Annotated in this window: 12 protein-coding genes; 7 read left to right on the plus strand and 5 right to left on the minus strand. The window is 74.0% G+C overall.

All coding sequences use genetic code 11. From position 1 onward, the window contains the following. Positions 1 to 65 precede the first annotated feature (65 nt). The 4 genes from Sru01_RS07065 to Sru01_RS07080 all read right to left on the minus strand — a co-directional run bounded on the left by Sru01_RS07065 (position 66) and on the right by Sru01_RS07080 (position 2,970). Entirely contained in the window at positions 66 to 725 is a 660-nt protein-coding gene (locus Sru01_RS07065; protein ID WP_203983068.1) for a DUF6879 family protein, read from the minus strand. Between the two features lie 261 nt (positions 726 to 986). Beyond that, complete coding sequence (locus Sru01_RS07070) at positions 987 to 1,544, minus strand: DUF1707 SHOCT-like domain-containing protein (protein ID WP_203983069.1); 558 nt, start codon at positions 1,542 to 1,544, stop codon at positions 987 to 989. Positions 1,545 to 1,569: 25 nt separating this feature from the next. Next, positions 1,570 to 2,304, minus strand: a complete 735-nt coding sequence (locus Sru01_RS07075) for a PadR family transcriptional regulator (RefSeq protein WP_239137061.1) — start codon at positions 2,302 to 2,304, stop codon at positions 1,570 to 1,572. A gap of 156 nt (positions 2,305 to 2,460) precedes the next feature. Beyond that, positions 2,461 to 2,970 carry a CGNR zinc finger domain-containing protein gene (locus tag Sru01_RS07080; RefSeq protein ID WP_203983070.1) on the minus strand — a complete coding sequence of 170 codons (510 nt, stop codon included), beginning with the start codon at positions 2,968 to 2,970 and terminating at the stop codon, positions 2,461 to 2,463. A 61-nt stretch (positions 2,971 to 3,031) separates the two neighbouring features. Between Sru01_RS07080 and Sru01_RS07085 the strand changes: the two genes are divergently transcribed. The 5 genes from Sru01_RS07085 (at position 3,032) to Sru01_RS07105 (ending at position 10,813) form a co-directional block, all read left to right on the plus strand. Continuing rightward, positions 3,032 to 4,396, plus strand: a complete 1,365-nt coding sequence (locus Sru01_RS07085; RefSeq protein WP_203983071.1) for an MFS transporter — start codon at positions 3,032 to 3,034, stop codon at positions 4,394 to 4,396. Between the two features lie 193 nt (positions 4,397 to 4,589). Continuing rightward, a complete protein-coding gene (locus Sru01_RS07090; protein ID WP_203983072.1) occupies positions 4,590 to 5,321 on the plus strand; it encodes a metal-dependent hydrolase in 732 nt (243 codons plus the stop codon). Positions 5,322 to 5,541: 220 nt separating this feature from the next. Further along, entirely contained in the window at positions 5,542 to 8,337 is a 2,796-nt protein-coding gene (locus Sru01_RS07095; protein WP_275412143.1) for an aconitate hydratase, read from the plus strand. 403 nt (positions 8,338 to 8,740) lie between these two features. Beyond that, positions 8,741 to 9,925 carry a cytochrome P450 gene (locus tag Sru01_RS07100; RefSeq protein WP_203983074.1) on the plus strand — a complete coding sequence of 395 codons (1,185 nt, stop codon included), beginning with the start codon at positions 8,741 to 8,743 and terminating at the stop codon, positions 9,923 to 9,925. A gap of 162 nt (positions 9,926 to 10,087) precedes the next feature. Continuing rightward, positions 10,088 to 10,813, plus strand: coding sequence for a sulfite exporter TauE/SafE family protein (locus Sru01_RS07105; protein WP_203983075.1), 726 nt, complete (start codon positions 10,088 to 10,090; stop codon positions 10,811 to 10,813). Between the two features lie 77 nt (positions 10,814 to 10,890). On the opposite strand, the gene Sru01_RS07110 is transcribed toward Sru01_RS07105, so the two are convergent. Then, complete coding sequence (locus Sru01_RS07110) at positions 10,891 to 11,799, minus strand: LysR family transcriptional regulator (protein WP_203983076.1); 909 nt, start codon at positions 11,797 to 11,799, stop codon at positions 10,891 to 10,893. 113 nt (positions 11,800 to 11,912) lie between these two features. Here Sru01_RS07110 and Sru01_RS07115 point away from each other — a divergent pair, with 113 nt between their 5' ends. Together Sru01_RS07115 and Sru01_RS07120 are read left to right on the plus strand one after the other, a co-directional pair. After that, positions 11,913 to 13,289: an FAD-binding oxidoreductase gene (locus tag Sru01_RS07115; RefSeq protein WP_203983077.1), complete on the plus strand. Its 1,377-nt coding sequence runs from the start codon at positions 11,913 to 11,915 to the stop codon at positions 13,287 to 13,289. Between the two features lie 231 nt (positions 13,290 to 13,520). Then, positions 13,521 to 14,636 carry a sugar ABC transporter substrate-binding protein gene (locus tag Sru01_RS07120; protein ID WP_203983078.1) on the plus strand — a complete coding sequence of 372 codons (1,116 nt, stop codon included), beginning with the start codon at positions 13,521 to 13,523 and terminating at the stop codon, positions 14,634 to 14,636. The last annotated feature ends 73 nt before the right edge of the window (positions 14,637 to 14,709 follow it).

Genomic DNA, 14,709 nt, shown 5'->3' on the forward strand with positions numbered 1-14,709 from the left:
GGGTGCACGAGCCGGTCTTCGCGGTCCTCGCCCTGGAGTCCGAGCCGGTGGACCCGCGGCTGTGATCAGGCCGGCCGCCGCCCGGCGGCGGCGCGGACGGCCGGCGGCGGGAGCGGCTCGACGGCGCGGCGGACGTAGGCCGCCAGGTCCTCGCCCTGGGCGTACAGCGCGGCCAGTGCCGCGCGGCAGCCGGCGACCGTGCCGGGGTCGGTGATCCGGCGGCCGCCCAGGTGCGCCCCCCGCCGGTCGTAGCGCACCTCGTACATGAGAGGGGAGGCGAAGACCAGCAGCTCGGGGAGCGGCCCTGCCTCTTCCAGCGGGCCGATCGCGGTGGCGGGCAGCACCCGGGCCCGCTCGCCGGCCGCCACCCGGGCGGCCAGCACGTGCAGCTCCCACTGCAGGTAGGGGGTGAGCGGCTCGGCGACGATCCGGACCCGGCGGAACTCGGCGTACCCGGCGTACTCGGCGGCCAGCGAGCCGCGCCGCTCGTCGATCAGCCGCAGGGAACGTTCCCAGTCGCCCTCGGCCATCGCCACCCAGCTCGGCTCGTACGGTTCGTGGAACTCCTGCGCCCGTTCCAGCTTCCACACCACGCCCGAGGCGTTCTGGTAGGCGGCCTGGAACTCCCGGCCGTACTCCTCGCGGCCCAGCAGCGCCGCCGGGGCCCGCCGCACCTCCCGCAGCACGCCGGCGGCCGGCTGGTCACCCGTCGTCGTCAGGGCCATTCGGTACTCCCTCGTCGTCCGGTGGCGCGGGCGCCCCGGGGCGGAGCCGGGACCCGGTGGCACCGGCCGATCGCGGACCGTGCTCGCCGGCACGCGCGGCGAGCGGCGAGCCGGGACCGGGGATCACGCCGGTCGGCACGAACAGAGGGATCATGAAACGGCCGACCGGGACCGTCAAGGCCCAAAAGCCGGGCGTGCCCGCCCCGATGCGGGGCGGGCGGGCGGCCGTCAGCGCCGCGTCAGTGCCATGGCAGTGCCGCGTCAGCGCGCGTCAGCGCGCGTCAGTGCCGGTTCGGTGCCGGTTCGGTGCCGGTGGCCGTGCTGGAGATGGCGGCGGCGGGGATGGCGGGGGCCGTGGTGCCGGTGGCGGACGCGGCCGAGCACGGCGGTCACGATCCAGGCCAGGAACGCCAGCTTCAACAGGACGAACACCGGGACCGGCGACCCGGTCACCACCGCGGCCAGCAGGGCGGCGGCCAGCACGAAGGCCGCCACCGGCGACGGCCGCCGCGGTCCGGGCCGGACCGGGAACGGGCGGGGGCCCACCTGGAACGGGTGCGGGCCCTGCCACACCGGACCCTGCCACACCGGGCCGGGCGGCGGCGTCCGGCCGCCCGCCCGGGGCCCGCCCGGCGGGGCCGGGGCGCCGGGCAGGTCGGCCGTCACCCGCCGCAGCTCGCCGGCGGTGCGGGCGGCCAGGGCGGCGTCCAGCCGCTCGCCGAGCTCCTCGTGGGTGAGCCGGCCCTGCGCGAAGTGCTCGCGCAGGTCGGCCATCACCGCGTCGCGTTCGGCGTCGCCGACGCGCAGATCGTCGGTCATCGGCTCCTCCTCCGAAAGGCCGGGGTCACTCGTCCCCGGGGTCGCCGTCGGCCAGAATCTGGTACAGCTTGCGGCGGGTCTCCGTCAGGATCTGGCCGGCCTGGCGCAGCTGCGCGTCGGTGCCGGTCTGCGCGATCTGGAACAGCGCCGCGGCGGCCTGGCGGGTGAGGTCGAAGAGCTCGTGCACGCCGTCGTCCACGTCCGGGCGCATCTCCTCCCAGGGCGCGCGCACCTCGTCGGGGTGCTCGGCCACGTAGGCGCGGCCGGCGTCGGTGAGGCGGAAGGTCTTGCGGCCGTCGGTCTCCTCGGCGCGCACCAGCCCTTCGTCGGTGAGCTGCTGGAGGGCGGGGTACACCGCGCCGGGGCTGGGCTTCCAGCCGCCCTGGCTCCGCTGGGCGATCTCCTGGATGACCTGGTAGCCGTTGCGCGGCTCCTCGGCGAGCAGCGCGAGGATCGCCGCCCGGACGTCGCCGCGCTTGGCCTTGCGGCCGCCGCGGCCGAACGGGCCGAACGGGCCGCCGCGCCCGAAACCGGGACCGAACGGCCCGCGCGCGAAGTCCCAGGGGAAGGCGCCGGGGCCGCCGCGCCCGCGCCCGCGGCGCTGGCCCGGGGCGTCGTGCTCGCCGGGCGGGCCGGGCCGGCCGCGGTGGTGGGGTCCCTGGTGCCAGGCGGCGGACATCGCGGCGAGCGTGGCCAGGCCGCGCCGCAGCGCCCGGGGGTCGCCCCAGGGGCCGGCGTGCAGGGGATGCGCGTGGGTCATGGCACTCCTCCGGTCGGCTGCGAGCGATCGTTTCCTGACCGCTCTCGATGTCTCAACGATATATCGAGAACATTCGAAGAGCAATCCCCGGTTTCGAGACGGCCGGTGATCTCCCGGCCTGCCATCGCCTCCGCCGGGGGGCTGGACCTGTGCCGGTCAGGCCTGCCTGCGGGTGGCGTAGGCGCGGACCTTGGCGCGGTTGCCGCAGACCCGCATGGAGCACCAGCGGCGGGTGCGGCTGCGGGTGGCGTCCCAGAACACCCAGCCGCACTCGTGGTTCGGGCACTGCTTGAGGCGCGGCCAGTCGCCGCCCGCCGCCACGGCGACCCAGGCCGCGGCGATCTCGCCCACGGTGTCCGTCGCGGCCAGCGGGGTCCCGGTGTCCAGCCGTACCGGCAGCGGGAGGGCGTCCAGCACGGCGTGCGCCCGGTCCAGGGCGGCCGCGTCCACCTCGCCGCCGTTGGTGGCGAGCAGGCGTGCGCGCAGTCCGGCGCGCAGCGCCAGGGCCTGCTCGTGCTCCCGGCGGCCGGTCGGCCGGTCCGGGCGGCGGGCGGCGAGCCAGGCGCGCCAGCCCTCATAGGACGCGATGGAGTCGGTGCCCTCCTCGATGTCCACGGTGTTGGCGAAGTCGAGGAGCAGGGCGGCCGGCGCCGGCGGTTCGGTCACTCTTCCATCAAACCAGAAAGCCGGTTAGGCTCACACCATCTAACAGGATAGGTGGTTAAAAATGGCACAGGATGTCGCGACGGCCGGACGGGCGGCGCTGGACGGCGGGCCGGCACCGCGGCCCGCGGACGGGCCCGGAGCCGGCCGCAACGAGATCGTGCTGGTGACCTTCACCGCGGTCACCAACCTCGCCGACGGCGTCCTGAAGGTCGCGCTCCCGCTGCTCGCGGTGGGGCTGACCGGCTCGCCCGGCCTGGTGGCGGGGGTGGCGCTGACCCTCACGCTGCCGTGGCTGCTGTGCTCGCTGCCGGTCGGCGTGCTGGTGGACCGGTGGGACCGGCGCCGTCTCGCCGTGGCCGCCGGGCTGGCCCGGCTGGTGGCGGTGGGCGGGCTGCTGGCCGCCGTGCCGGCCGGGCTGCTGAGCCTGCCGCTGCTGTACGCCGCCGGCCTGGTGGTGGGGGTGGCCGATGTGGTCGGGACCACGGCGGTGAGCGCGCTGGTGCCGGCCGCGATCCCGCGGCGGCGGCGCGGCCGGGCCAACGCCTGGATCGCCGGCGCCGAGACGCTGGCCGGCGAGTTCTGCGGCCCGGCGGTCGGCGGCCTGCTGGCCGGGGCCGGGGCCGCGCTGGCGCTCGGCTCCTCGGCCGGCGGGTTCCTGCTCGGCGCAGTGCTGATCATGCTGCTCGCCGGGCGCTTCACCGGCCGCGCCGCACCGGCCGCGGACGTTCCCGTCCCGCCCGCCGGTTCGGGCGGCGGCGGGCGTGCGATGCTCGGCGAGATCAAGGAAGGTCTGGTCTTCCTGTGGCGGCAGCGCCTGCTGCGCACGATGGCGCTCACCATCTCCGTGCTCGCGGGCTGCTGGAGCGCCTGGCTGGCCCTGCTGCCCTCCTACGCGACCGGCGTGCTGGCCCTGGATCCGGCCGGCTACGGGCTGCTGATCAGCGCCATCGGCGTGGGCGGGCTGGCCGGCGCCGCGCTGACCTCCGTGGTCAACCGGCTGCTCGGCGTCCGCTGGGCGCTGTTCGCCGACCTGGTCGGCACGTTCCTCATGATGATCGTCCCGCCGGTGCTGCCGGTCGCCTGGGCGGTCGGCGCGGCGGCCTTCCTCGGCGGCATGGGCGGGACCCTGTGGACGGTCAACGCCCGCACCATCTCCCAGAACCTGGTGCCCGACCATTTGCTCGGCCGGTACGGCGCCGCCTCGCGGATGCTGAGCTGGGGCACGCTACCGCTGGCGGCCGGGGTGGCCGGGATCCTGGCCGAGCTGGCCGGCGTGCGGGCCGCCTTCGCGGTCTTCGCCGCGGCGGCGGCGCTGCTGGTGGTGCCGTTCCTGCGGGTGGTCACCCCGCGGGAACTCGCCGCGGCCACCGCGATCCCCGGACGTGACGTAAGTCACCCTCAGCCGGGAACACCGGCCGGGACCTGAGCGTTGTCACGGTCGAACGGGATCGTTCTGCGCTGGGAGGGCTGGGGGGTGCTCTCAGTGCGGGACGGTCCCGCTCTGCTTTCCCGGGGGTCGCCGGTGACCCCGCGTGTCCGGGCGACACGCCGCATCCGGCGCCGATATCTTCGCCGCTTGGCCGAGTTTTTGCCGTAGGGTCCCACTACGTGATCGACGCATGATGGGGCACACGCACGCGCTCAGCGGCGCGACGGTCTGGCTGCTGGTCGCACCGGGACTCGCCGCCCTGCCCGGCACCGGACCGTTCCCGGAATCGCTGTATCCCGCCGTGGCGGGCGTGCTGAGCCCGGGCGAGCTGATCGCCGGGGCGCTGGTCTGCGCCGGCGCGGCGATGCTGCCCGACCTGGACCACCCGCACGCCACGATCGCCCAGACGTTCGGCCCGGCCACCTGGGTGCTGAGCAAGGCGGTGAACTGGGCGAGCGGCGGGCACCGGCACGCCACGCACTCGCTGCTGTTCGCGCTGGCCGCCGGGATCGGCGCGCATCTGCTGGCCGGGGCGTACCCGGTGGCCAGGGACGTCATGGTGGTGCTGATGATCGGCCTGGCCATCCGGGCGATCGGCATCGGCGTGCCCGGCAAGGAGATCACCTCGGCGCTGGTCAACATCGGCCTGACCGCGGCGGCGTTCCTGATGTTCCGCTCGGGAGGCGTCGGCTACGCCTGGCTCGGGTTCGCCGTCGGCATCGGCTCGCTGGTCCACGTGGTCGGCGACTGCCTGACCGAGCGCGGCTGCCCGGTGCTGTGGCCGGTGAAGGGCCGCTGGGTGCTGCCGTACCGGATCGGCATCAAGACCGGCCGCAAGTTCGAGGTCCAGCTGGTCGGGCCGGTGCTGTCGGTCGTGGTGATCGGCCTGTTCGCGCTCCGGCTCACGCCGGCCGCCGGCTGAGGCGGCGGGCGCCCGCAGCCGATATTACCTGAGAGTAACTTGATGTCGAGATATGTGACCCGATATCTTGATGTCGAGAGATCTGTCGCGACGGAGGGGTTAGGACGTCCTAACGAGGCGGGCCACTTCGCCGGTGCGGCAGGATCTATGGGGCGAACCCCACTTTATGGGCGGCCCATCGTCGGTCGCGATGAGCGTGAATCAAGGGAGGCGAGTCTCCGTGTCCGCGAACAGCTTCGGCAGCCGTGACACACTCCGCGTCGGTGACGCGGCCTACGAGATCTACCGGCTGGACGCCGTCGAGGGGTCGGCACGCCTCCCGTACAGCCTGAAGATCCTTTTGGAGAACCTGCTGCGCACCGAGGACGGCGCGAACATCACCGCCGACCACATCCGCGCGCTCGGCGGCTGGGACCCCTCCGCCGCCCCCAGCGTCGAGATCCAGTTCACTCCGGCCCGGGTGATCATGCAGGACTTCACCGGCGTGCCGTGCGTGGTGGACCTGGCCACCATGCGCGAGGCGGTCGGCGACCTCGGCGGCGACCCGGCCCGGATCAACCCGCTCGCGCCGGCCGAGCTGGTCATCGACCACTCCGTCATCGTCGACCATTTCGGCGCGCCGGACTCCTTCCGGCGCAACGTCGAGCGCGAGTACGAGCGCAACCACGAGCGTTACCAGTTCCTGCGCTGGGGGCAGACGGCGTTCGACGAGTTCAAGGTCGTCCCGCCCGGCACCGGCATCGTGCACCAGGTCAACATCGAGCACCTGGCCCGGGTCGTCATGATCCGCGACGGCCGGGCCTACCCCGACACCTGCGTCGGCACCGACTCGCACACCACCATGGAGAACGGCCTCGGCGTGCTCGGCTGGGGCGTCGGCGGCATCGAGGCCGAGGCCGCGATGCTCGGCCAGCCGATCTCCATGCTCATCCCGCGCGTGGTGGGCTTCAAGCTGACCGGCGAGCTGCCCGCCGGCGCCACCGCGACCGACCTGGTGCTGCGCATCACCGAGATGCTGCGCCGGCACGGCGTCGTCGGCAAGTTCGTGGAGTTCTACGGCGAGGGCGTGGCGGCGGTCCCGCTGGCCAACCGGGCCACCATCGGCAACATGAGCCCGGAGTTCGGCTCCACCTGCGCGATCTTCCCGATCGACGAGGAGACCGTGAAGTACCTGCGGCTGACCGGCCGCACCGCCGAGCAGGTGGCGCTGGTCGAGGCGTACGCCAAGGCCCAGGGCCTGTGGCACGACCCCGCCGCCGAGCCGGAGTTCTCCGAGTACATCGAGCTCGACCTGTCCACGGTCGTGCCGTCCATCGCCGGGCCCAAGCGGCCGCAGGACCGCATCGAGCTGGCCGCGGCCAAGGACACCTGGCGACGCGACGTGCGGGTGTTCGTCCCGGACGCCAACGGGGTGGACGAGGAGGGCAAGGAGTCCTTCCCGGCCTCCGACGCCCCGGCCTCCAACCTGGGCGCCGACGGGGAGCGCGCCGAGGGCGACGAGCCGCACGCCGCCACCGCGCCCGGCGCCGAGGCGCAGGCGGGCCGGCCCAGCGCGCCGGTGCCGGTGACGCTGGCCGACGGCACCTCCTTCGAGCTCGACCACGGCGCGGTCGTGATCGCCGCGATCACCTCCTGCACCAACACCTCCAACCCGTACGTGATGATCGGCGCGGCGCTGCTGGCCCGCAACGCGGTCGACCGGGGGCTCACCCGCAAGCCGTGGGTGAAGACCTCGCTGGCCCCCGGCTCGCAGGTCGTCACCGGCTACTTCGAGCGGGCCGGCCTCACGCCGTACCTGGACAAGCTCGGGTTCAACCTGGTCGGTTACGGCTGCACCACCTGCATCGGCAACTCCGGCCCGCTGCCGGAGGAGATCTCCGCCGCCGTGCAGGACAACGACCTGGCGGTCACCGCGGTGCTGTCCGGCAACCGCAACTTCGAGGGCCGGATCAACCCCGACGTCAAGATGAACTACCTGGCCTCGCCGCCGCTGGTGGTCGCCTACGCGCTGGCCGGCAGCATGGACGTCGACCTGGACACCGAGCCGCTCGGCACCGGGTCGGACGGCGAGCCGGTGTACCTGCGCGACATCTGGCCGTCGGGCCAGGAGGTCGCCGAGGTGGTCGGCTCGTCCATCGGCGAGGAGATGTTCCGCCGGGACTACGCCGACGTGTTCACCGGTGACGACACCTGGCGGGCGCTGCCCATCCCGACCGGCGATACCTTCGAGTGGGACCCCGCCTCGACCTACGTCCGCAAGGCGCCCTACTTCGACGGCATGCCGGAGAAGCCGGAGCCGGTGACCGACATCCGCGGCGCGCGGGTGCTGGCGCTGCTCGGCGACTCGGTCACCACCGACCACATCTCGCCGGCCGGGTCGATCAAGGCCGACTCGCCCGCGGGGCGGTACCTGAAGGACAACGGCGTCGAGGTGCGGGACTTCAACTCCTACGGCTCGCGGCGCGGCAACCACGAGGTGATGATCCGCGGCACGTTCGCCAACATCCGGCTGCGCAACCAGATCGCGCCGGGCACCGAGGGCGGCTTCACCCGCGACTTCACCGCCGACGGCGGGCCGGTGTCCACGATCTACGACGCCTCGGTGAACTACCAGGCCGCCGGGGTCCCGCTGGTGGTGCTGGCCGGCAAGGAGTACGGCTCGGGCTCCTCGCGCGACTGGGCGGCCAAGGGGACCGCGCTGCTCGGGGTGCGCGCGGTGATCGCCGAGTCCTACGAGCGCATCCACCGGTCCAACCTGATCGGCATGGGGGTGCTGCCGCTGCAGTTCCCCGAGGGCGAGTCGGCCGCATCGCTCGGCCTGACCGGCGAGGAGACGTTCGACATCACCGGCGTCGAGGAGCTGAACTCCGGGACCACACCCGCGACCGTCACGGTGAAGGCGGGGGACAAGGAGTTCCAGGCGGTCGTCCGGATCGACACCCCCGGCGAGGCGGACTACTACCGGCACGGCGGCATCATGCAGTACGTGCTGCGGTCGCTGCTCGCCCGCGGCTGAGGCGGCGGCGCGTTCCACTGGACGGCCCGGCGGGTGCCCACCCGCCGGGCCGTTCGGCATTCCCGCCCGGGCCGTTCGACATTCGCGGCGGGCCGGTCCGCCCGCCGCCGCCCGCGGGAGAACGGCACGGCAACGGGGGGATGCGGGGTGCCGAGTGCGGGGAAAAGATTTACCGGCCCGCCGTGGCCGTCGGTCGACTGTCAGGAATACGGTGATATCCCGGATTCGACCGGGACTCCAGCAGACCGCCAGTGCGGGCGGCCATCCTGCTTCCGGATGCCGTGCCACCTGCGGCATCGTCGATGGCGATCCTGCACCGGAAATTGCCCTGACTTCGACAATTCCCTCATTGTCGGATATTTCGCGGCTTGTAGGGTCATGGGAAGAAAGGGGGGAGCGCGTCATGCCGCAGACCATGCCGAGCCGCGCTGCTTTCCCGCAGGCCCGGCAGGATCCGCCCGGCCCGCCACCGCGGTCGCGGCAGTGGCGCGAAGAGGACCCCGTCCGGCCGCTGGTGTACGCCGACGGCCGCGCCGGCTGGCTCGTCACCGGGGCCGCCGCCGCGCGGGCGGTGCTCGCCGACCCCCGGTTCGGCGCCGAGCCGGCCCGGCCGCACCCGCCGGCGGGTGACCGCATCACCCGGCGGCTGCTGGCCGAGGTGCCGGGCTTCTTCCGGGAGAAGGATCCGGCCGAGCACACCCGGCTGCGCCGCCTGGTCGACGGGCGGTTCACCCCGCGGCACCTGCGCGCGCTGGAGCCGCGGATCGCCGAGATCGCCCGGGACCGGCTGGACGCCATGGCCGGCGCCGGCCCGCCCGCCGACCTGGTCCGGGAGTTCACGCTGCCCGTGCCGTCCCTGGTGATCTGCGAGCTGCTCGGCGTCCCTCGCGCCGAACACGAGCGATTCCAGCGCTGCACGGCGGACCTGATCGCCCCTTCCGTCCCGCCCGAGCGGGCGCGGGCCGCGCTGGACGAGCTGATGGGCATGCTGCGCGAGCTGGTGGTCGTCCGGCGCGCCACGCCGGGTGACGACCTGATCAGCCACCTGGTGGCCACCCGGCAGCTCACCAAGGACGAGATCACCGGCATGGCGATGCTGCTGCTCGTCGCCGGGCAGGAGATCACCGCGAACATGCTGGCGCTCGGCGTCTTCACCCTGCTGCGCGACCCGGCGCGGCTCGCCGCGCTGCGCGACGACCCGTCGCCGGCCGCGCACGCGGTGGAGGAGCTGCTGCGCCATCTCACGATCGTGCACGCCGGCCCGGTACGCGCCGCGCGGGAGGACGTCGAGCTCGACGGCCACCTGATCAGGGCCGGCGAGACGGTGACCGTCTCGCTCGCGGCCGCCGGCCACTTCACCGGCCAGGACGGCCTGGACGTGCTACGCCGGCCGAGCGGCCAGATGGGCTTCGGGCACGGCGTGCACCAGGGCCTGGGCCGGCAGCTCGCCCGCACGGAGATGCGGATCGCCTATCCGATGCTGCTGCGCCGGTTTCACGGGCTGCGGCTCGTCACCGTCCCCGGGCAGGTGCCGACCCGTGACGGCATGGCCATCCTCGGGGTGCACGCCCTGCCGGTGGCCTGGTAGCGGGCGGCGCGGCCGCCCAGGGCCGAGCACCCCGGGCGGCCGGTACGAGGATGGCACGGCGCCCCGACCGATGTCCTTGCCGCAGAGCGCCCGGTCACTTGACGAAACGGGCACGGCCGCCCGGCCCGCCGCGCCGGTCCGGCGGCCCGGTACGGTCCTCTCATGCGCTCGGAGATCTTCATTCTGCTCTGTGGAGGTTTCGCGGTGTTCGTCGGCGCGGTCGTGCAGGGCGGCGCCGGATTCGGGTTGGGACTCATCGCGGCTCCGCTGATCACCGCGCTGCGGCCCGACCTCATGCCCGGGGCGATCCAGGTGGTCAACTGCGCGCTGCCCTTCTTCACCCTGGCCAGGGAATGGCGCGGCATCGACTGGCGCGGGCTGGCCTTCGGGCTGCTCGGCCGGCTGCCGGGGAGCCTGCTCGGCGCGGTGGTCGTCGTCTACGTGTCGACCTCGGTGCTCGGCGTCCTGGTCGGCGGGATGGTGCTGCTCGCGGTGGCGATCACCGCCACCGCGCCCGCCGTTCCCCGCAACCGGCTCACGCTGGCCGGCGCCGGCCTGGTGTCCGGGGTGACCGGCACGGCCACCGGCATCGGCGGGCCGCCGATGGCCCTGGTCTACCAGAACGCCAAAGGGCCGCAGGTCCGTGCCACCCTGGCCGCGTACTTCCTGCTCGCCGCCGCGCAGTCGCTCGTGCTGCTCGCCATCGTCGGCCGGCTGCCCGCCCGCTCCGTCGCCGCGGGCGCCCTGCTGCTGCCCTTCATGATCGTCGGCTTCGCCGTCTCAGGGCCGCTGCGCCGCTTCCTGGACGGCGGCCGGGTACGCGGCGCGATCCTCGTCCTGGCCACCATCGCCGCCCTCATCCTGATCGCCCAGAGCCTCCCCGCCTGAACCGCCGCCCCACCCCCCACCCCCCGCGCGCCGGCAAGCCGTTCGTACACAGCCGGCCCCTCCCAGGCCGGTTCCGGCTAAAGAGCGCCCGAACCCGCGCGCGGAGCGCGCAGAGTAAGCACGGCGAGCTGGAGGAGGGCGCGGGCGGCGGGGGTGATCGGGCCCTCGGACCGCCAGGTGAGGGCGATCCGCCCGCGCATCTCCGGGCCGGTCACGACGATCGGCCGCAGCTCGCCGGCGTGCGCGGCGGCCACCGACTCGGGCAGCACCGCCACGCCGAGCCCCTGCCCGGCGAGCCGGGCCACCATCTCGGGGTCCCCCGCCTCGAACGCGACCCGCGGCCGGAACCCGGCGGCGGCGCAGGCCTCCTCCAGGCACCAGCGCAGCCCGGTGCCGGGCGGCAGGCTGATCAGCGCCTGGTCGCGCAGCCCGGCCACCGTGATGGTGGTGACGCCCGCCAGCGGGCCGTCCGGCGCCACCGCGGCGACCACGCGCTCGTCGGTGACGTCGTGGGTGGACAGGCCGGCCGGGGTGGCCGGGGTGAGCGCGGCGAACGCCAGGTCCAGCAGGCCGGCGCGCAGGTCGTCGACGAGCGCGGCGGAGGTGGCCTCGCGCAGGGTGACCTCCACCGCGGGGTGCGCCTTGTGGAACCCGGCGAGCAGGCCCGGCAGGTCCAGGGCCGGGCAGGAGGGGATCGTACCGATCGCGACCTGGCCGCGCAGCAGGCCGGTCATCTCGTCGACGGCCAGCCGGGCACCCGCGGCGGCCTCGAGCGCCGCCCGGGCGTAGGGCAGCACGGCCGCGCCCACCTTGGTGAGCCCGGTTCCGCGCGCGGACCGGTCGAGCAGTTCCTGGCCCAGCTCGCGCTCCAGCCGGCGGATCTGCGCGCTGATGCCCGGCTGGCTCACGTGCAGCCGGGCGGCCGCCCGGGTGAAGCTCCGCTCCTCGGCGACGGCGACGAAATACTCCAGCTGCCGCATCTCCATAATCATCGATTATAGCTGATAGAAGATCTATCTCTTCGACTTATCGAATCAGGCTCGGCAGGATGGGGACCCGCGGCCGGGAGCGGCCCGGCCGGCACCGAAGGGAGACGATCATGAAGAACGCCGGGACCGGACCGTCCGCCGGTCGTCCGCCGCACCGGCCGGCCGTCCGCGGGCCGGTGCTGGAGCCGGGGGCGGAGGGCTACGACGCCGGACGGTCTGGTTTCCAGACCGCCGTACGCCACCGGCCGGACCTGGTCGTCGGCGCCACGGGGGCCGGCGACGTCCAGGCGGCGGTGGAGTTCGCCGCGGCCAGATCCTGGGCGGTGACCGTCCAGGCGACCGGGCACGGCGCCGCGGTGCCGGCGGCCGGCGGGCTGCTCATCGACACCCGGCGGATGGCCGAGGTGCGGGTGGACCCGGCCGGGCGCACTGCCTGGCTGGCGGCCGGCACGCGCTGGGCGGCCGTCGTCCGCGAGGCCGCGCGGTACGGCCTCGCCCCGCTGAGCGGCGCGGCGCCCGGCGTCGGCGCGGTCGGCTACACGCTCGGCGGCGGCATCGGCCTGCTCGCCCGCCGCTACGGCTACGCCGCGGACCACGTCACCGGCATCGACGCCGTCACCGCCGACGGCCGGCTCCGGCACCTGGGGCCCGACGGCGAACCCGAGCTGTTCTGGGCGCTGCGCGGCGGCGGGGGCGGTCTCGCCGTGGTGACCGGCATGCGGATCCGGCTGATGCCGGTGGAGCGGATCTTCGGTGGCGGCCTGTACTTCGCCGCGGACGAGCCCGCCCACGCGGCGGAGCTCTTCCGCGGCTACCTGGACTGGACCGGCGGCCTGCCGGACCGGCTGACCTCGTCGGCCGCGCTGATCCCGATGCCGGACGTCTCCGGGGTGCCGGAGCCGATCCGCGGCCGCCGGGTGCTGCACGTGCGGGTGGCCTACGACGGTGGCGCCGTCGAGGGGGAGCGGCTGGCCGCCCCGCTGCGCGCCCTGGCGCCCGTGCTGATCGACGGTCTCGGCGAGATGTCTTACGCCGACTCCGGGTCGATCTACACCGACCCCACCGAGCCGCACGGCTATCAGGGCACCAACGTCATGCTGTCCGGGCTGGACGAGGCCGGGCTCTCGGCGGCGCTCGCGGCCACCGGGCCGGACGCGCCGGTGCCGTGCATCGTCGAGTCGCGTCACCTCGGCGGCGCGCTGTCGGTGGCACCTGAGGTGCCGAACGCCGTCGCCCACCGGGACGCCCGTCACAACCTGCGCGTCATCTCGCCGCTGGGACCGGACGGCGCGGCGGCGGCCCGGCCGGTGCACCGGCGTTTCGTCGCGGCCCTCGGGCACCTGGCGCTCGGCGCCACGCCGAACTTCCACTACGGCGCGCAGGAGCCGGCGCAGCTGCTCGCGACCCACGACCCGGCCACGCGCACCCGCCTGGCCGCCGTCAAGACCGCCTACGACCCGGCCGGCGTCCTCCGCTCCCGCGATTAAGACCACGTTTCCCGATTGTTACCGGCGACAACAAACTTCTGCGGTCAGGGGTCTGGTATCTGGGCGCGGCACGGAATACGTTGCCGCAAACAACATTCAACGCGATGGGCGGCCGCGCCCCGGCCGGACCATCGCGTACCCCTCCGGCCAGGGCTTGGCCGGCGCCCCCGTATCCGACCTTCCCGCCACCCCCGCGGTGGCCCTCCACAGCAGAAAGGACCCGGTGCACCCATGCGCAAGGGGATCCTCGGTCTGACCGCCGCCGCGGCGGCCCTCACCCTCGGACTCGCCGCCTGCGGGCAGGACGAGCCCGCGGACACCGGCGCCCAGGGCGGTTCGTCGTCCGCTCCGGCCAAGGCCGCCGGCAAGATCGGCGTCATCCTCCCGGACAGCAAGTCCTCGGCCCGCTGGGAGACCGCGGACCGCAAGTACCTGGAGGAGGCGTTCAAGGCCGCCGGCGTGGACTACGACATCCAGAACGCCCAGGGCAACAAGAGCACCTTCCAGACCATCGCCGACCAGATGATCACCAACGGCGCGACCGTGCTGGTGATCGTGAACCTGGACAGCGGCACCGGCAAGGCCGTGCTCGACAAGGCCAAGTCGCAGGGCGTGGCCACCATCGACTACGACCGCCTCACCCTGGGCGGCAGCGCCTCCTACTACGTCAGTTTCGACAACACCAAGGTCGGCACCCTGCAGGGCGAGGGCCTGGTGAAGTGCCTGGCCGACAAGAAGGCCGACAAGCCGATCGTCGCCGAGCTGAACGGCTCGCCGACCGACAACAACGCCACGCTGTTCAAGGACGGCTACGACGGCGTGCTGAAGCCCAAGTACGACTCGGGCGACTTCAAGAAGGGCCCGGACCAGTCGGTGCCGGACTGGGACAACGCCAAGGCCGGCCAGATCTTCGAGCAGATGCTCACCTCCGAGCCCAAGATCGCCGGCGTGCTGGCCGCCAACGACGGCCTGGGCAACGCCGCCATCACCGTGCTGAAGAAGCAGAAGCTCAACGGCAAGGTGCCGGTGACCGGGCAGGACGCCACCGTCCAGGGCCTGCAGAACATCCTGGCCGGTGACCAGTGCATGACGGTCTACAAGGCGGTCAAGAAGGAGGCCGACGCCACCGCCGAGCTCGCCATCGCGCTGGCCAAGGGCGAGAAGCCGTCCGCGCCCGCCACGGTCAAGGACCCCGAGGGCAACCGGGACGTCCCCTCGGTGCTGCTGGAGCCGCAGGCGATCACGATCGAGAACGTCAAGGACGTCGTCGCCGACGGGTACGTGTCCAAGGACGAGCTGTGCACCGGCGACTTCGCCGACAAGTGCACCAAGGCCGGCATCCAGTAGCGAGCGGCGGCCGAGCGCCCCGCGCCGCCGCCGGCCGGTCCGGCGGCGGCTGCGGGGCGCCGCACGCGAACCC

The organism is Sphaerisporangium rufum, from assembly GCF_016863395.1.
GTDB classification, from domain to species: Bacteria; Actinomycetota; Actinomycetes; order Streptosporangiales; family Streptosporangiaceae; genus Sphaerisporangium; species Sphaerisporangium rufum.

Excerpts from the sequence above, each read along its gene's own strand:
- Sru01_RS07110 (WP_203983076.1), bottom strand. The coding sequence starts at position 11,799 with ATGGAGATGCGGCAGCTGGAGTATTTCGTCGCCGTCGCCGAGGAGCGG.
- Sru01_RS07105 (WP_203983075.1), top strand. The coding sequence starts at position 10,088 with ATGCGCTCGGAGATCTTCATTCTGCTCTGTGGAGGTTTCGCGGTGTTC.
- Sru01_RS07120 (WP_203983078.1), top strand. The coding sequence starts at position 13,521 with ATGCGCAAGGGGATCCTCGGTCTGACCGCCGCCGCGGCGGCCCTCACC.
- Sru01_RS07090 (WP_203983072.1), top strand. The coding sequence starts at position 4,590 with ATGATGGGGCACACGCACGCGCTCAGCGGCGCGACGGTCTGGCTGCTG.
- Sru01_RS07065 (WP_203983068.1), bottom strand. The coding sequence starts at position 725 with ATGGCCCTGACGACGACGGGTGACCAGCCGGCCGCCGGCGTGCTGCGG.
- Sru01_RS07115 (WP_203983077.1), top strand. The coding sequence starts at position 11,913 with ATGAAGAACGCCGGGACCGGACCGTCCGCCGGTCGTCCGCCGCACCGG.
- Sru01_RS07070 (WP_203983069.1), bottom strand. The coding sequence starts at position 1,544 with ATGACCGACGATCTGCGCGTCGGCGACGCCGAACGCGACGCGGTGATG.
- Sru01_RS07075 (WP_239137061.1), bottom strand. The coding sequence starts at position 2,304 with ATGACCCACGCGCATCCCCTGCACGCCGGCCCCTGGGGCGACCCCCGG.
- Sru01_RS07085 (WP_203983071.1), top strand. The coding sequence starts at position 3,032 with ATGGCACAGGATGTCGCGACGGCCGGACGGGCGGCGCTGGACGGCGGG.
- Sru01_RS07100 (WP_203983074.1), top strand. The coding sequence starts at position 8,741 with ATGCCGCAGACCATGCCGAGCCGCGCTGCTTTCCCGCAGGCCCGGCAG.